Source organism: Mesorhizobium sp. M7D.F.Ca.US.004.03.1.1 (assembly GCF_003998635.1).
Taxonomy (GTDB): Bacteria; Pseudomonadota; Alphaproteobacteria; order Rhizobiales; family Rhizobiaceae; genus Mesorhizobium; species Mesorhizobium loti.
In genome coordinates this window covers 1-3,182 of the sequence record NZ_RZQG01000707.1, presented here as the reverse complement: position 1 = coordinate 3,182, position 3,182 = coordinate 1, and the positions used below count along the sequence as shown (strand labels likewise).

The 3,182-nt window shown below is 64.1% G+C and carries 2 protein-coding genes; one reads left to right on the top strand and one right to left on the bottom strand.

The genetic code is table 11. The features are described 5' to 3' along the window. Nucleotides 1–1,530, top strand: a 1,530-nt coding sequence (ilvD, locus tag EN935_RS28400) for a dihydroxy-acid dehydratase (RefSeq protein ID WP_127373855.1), incomplete at its 5' end; no start/stop codon positions are given. A 157-nt stretch (nucleotides 1,531–1,687) separates the two neighbouring features. Here ilvD and EN935_RS28390 read toward each other — a convergent pair. Continuing rightward, on the bottom strand, nucleotides 1,688–3,182 hold a 1,495-nt coding region (locus tag EN935_RS28390), incomplete at its 5' end, for an ABC transporter ATP-binding protein (RefSeq protein WP_164771398.1).

Genomic DNA, 3,182 nt, shown 5'->3' with positions numbered 1-3,182 from the left:
TACATGGTCAACGCGCACTGCGCCGACGCCATGGTCTGCATCTCCAATTGCGACAAGATCACGCCCGGCATGCTGATGGCGTCGTTGCGCCTCAACATCCCGACCGTCTTCGTTTCCGGCGGGCCGATGGAAGCCGGCAAGGTGGTGCTGGCCGGCAAGACGCAGGCGCTCGACCTCGTCGACGCCATGGTCGCGGCCGCCGACGACAAGATCTCCGATGAGGACGTCAAGGTCATCGAGCGCTCGGCCTGCCCGACCTGCGGCTCCTGCTCGGGCATGTTCACCGCCAATTCGATGAACTGTTTGACCGAGGCGCTTGGCCTGTCGCTGCCCGGCAACGGTTCTACATTGGCGACGCATGCCGACCGCAAGCGGCTGTTCGTCGAGGCCGGCCATCTGATCGTCGATCTCGCCCAGCGCTATTACGAGCAGGATGACGAGACGGCGCTGCCGCGCAACATCGCCTCGAAGGGCGCCTTCGAGAACGCCATGACGCTCGACATCGCCATGGGCGGGTCGACCAACACCGTGCTGCATATTCTGGCCGCCGCGCATGAGGGCGAGATCGACTTCGATCAGGACGACATCGACGCGCTGTCGCGCAAGGTGCCGGTGCTGTGCAAGGTTGCTCCAGCCAAGTCCGACGTTCATATGGAAGACGTTCACCGCGCCGGCGGCATCGTGGCGATCCTCGGCCAGCTCGACAATGCCGGCCTGATCAACCGCGATTTGCCGACCGTGCACACGCGAACGCTGGGTGACGCGCTCGACCATTGGGATATTTCCCGCTCGACCAGCCAGAGCGTGCGCGATTTCTTCCTGGCGGCTCCTGGCGGCGTGCCGACACAGGTCGCCTTCAGCCAGGACCGCCGCTGGGACGAACTCGATCTCGACCGCGAGAAAGGCGTTATCCGGTCAGTCGAACATCCCTTTTCCAAGGATGGCGGCCTTGCCGTGCTGAAAGGCAATCTGGCGCTCGACGGCTGCATCGTGAAGACGGCCGGCGTCGATGAATCGATCCTGAAGTTCACCGGCCCGGCCCGCGTATTCGAAAGCCAGGATTCGAGCGTCAAGGCGATCCTGTCGAACGAGATCAAGGCCGGTGATGTCGTGGTCATCCGCTATGAGGGGCCGCGCGGCGGCCCCGGCATGCAGGAAATGCTCTACCCGACCAGCTATCTGAAGTCGAAAGGCCTCGGCAAGGCCTGCGCGCTGGTCACCGACGGCCGCTTCTCCGGCGGCACGTCGGGCCTGTCGATCGGCCATGCGTCGCCGGAAGCCGCCGAGGGCGGCCTGATAGGATTGGTGCAAGAGGGCGACACGATCGAGATCGATATCCCGAACCGCAGTATCCGCCTTGCTGTCGATGACGCAGAACTCGCTGCCCGCCGGGCGGCGATGGAGGCAAAGGGCACCTTGGCCTGGAAGCCCGAGGAAAAGCGCAAGCGCAAGGTGACGACAGCCTTGCGCGCCTATGCCGCCATGGCGACCAGCGCGGCCAAGGGCGCGGTGAGGTTCGTGCCGGAGTAGGGGTTGCGCAGAGGCTCCCTCATCTGGCTGCTTCGCGGCCACCTTCTCCCTGCTGGGGAGAAGAGGCAGGCGCCGGCGTTGACGATCTCTTCTCCCCTCGGGGAGAAGGTGGCCCGAAGGGCCGGATCAGGGCATGGCGCCCACATCCGGAACACCATCACGGCATCAACTGATACTCATAAAGCTTCTGATAGAGCCCGCCCTGCTTGAGCAAGCTCTTGTGCGGGCCGCTTTCCATCACCTTGCCGGCTTCGAGCACCACGATGGTGTCGGCCTGGTGCACGGTCGACAGACGGTGCGCGATGACGATCGTCGTGCGCCCTTCCGTCAATTGCTGCAGCGCATCGCGAAACAGCGCTTCCGATTCGGCGTCGAGTGCGCTGGTCGCTTCATCCAAGAGCAGGATCTCGGCATTGCGCAGCATGGCGCGTGCGATCGAGATCCGTTGGCGCTGTCCGCCGGACAGCAGCGCGCCGTTCTCACCCACTTCGGTGTCGTAGCCCTTCGCCTGCGCGCGGATGAAATCGTGCGCGTTGGCCGCCTTGGCGGCGGCGATCACTTCATCGTCGGTCGCGTCCTGACGCCCAAGCCGGATGTTGTGCATGATCGTGCCGGCAAACAGAAACGTGTCCTGGCTGACATAGGCGATCTTTTCCCGCAGCGACGCCAGCGTCGCATGGGAAATGTCCTGGCCGTCGAACAGCACCTTGCCGCTCTGCGGGTCGTACATGCGCATGATCAGGTTCAGAACAGTCGACTTGCCGCCGCCGGAAGGCCCGACCAGCGCCGTCATCTTGCCGGGCGCAAGGGTCAGGTCGAACCGGTTCAACACCGGCGGGCCATTCTGGTAGGCGAAGCTGACGGCGTCGAACCGGATCTCGCCCGGTCCGGCCAGAAGCGGCTTTGCATCCGGCTTCTCGGCCAGCGTCAGCGGCTCGTCGGCCAGCTGGAACATCATGCGCACGCCGACAATGCCGCTCTCCAGTGAGATGCGCACGCGGGCAAGGCGCTTTGCCGGTTCGTAGGCGAGCAGCAGCGCCGCGATGAAGGCCATGATGCCGCCCGGTGTCTGGCCGCCCTCCAGCACCAGAAGGCCGCTGACCAGCACGGCGCCCGCGATTGCCAGCCCGGCGAGCGTCTCCATCACCGGACTGGTGATCGCTTCCAGCGAAGCGATGTTGTTGGCCCTGTCCTCGACGTCCGACACGGCCTTGAACATGCGCTTGCGCATCATGCCTTCGAGGTTGAAGGATTTGACCACGCGCACGCCGATTGCGGTTTCCTGCATCACCTGCACGATCTGACCGACCGAGCGGAACTCCATTGCGGCGAACTTGCGAACACGCTTCAGGATGCGGTTGACCCCGTAGATAGCCAAGGGGCCGACGATGAAGCAAATCAGGGACAGCGACGGCTCCTGCACGATCATGACCAGCACCAGGGCAATCAAGGTCACCAGATCCCGCACATAGGAGGTGACGATGAGGTCGAGCACGTTGCGCGCCGCCTGGGCATTGTTGGTCATGCGGGTGATCAGGTCGGATGACGAGGTCGAATGATAGAACTCGATGCCTTGCGCCAGGACGCGATCGTAGATCTTGCGCTGCCGCTCGGCGATGATGGCGTTGCCAACCCGGCTCATGCAGTAGGCC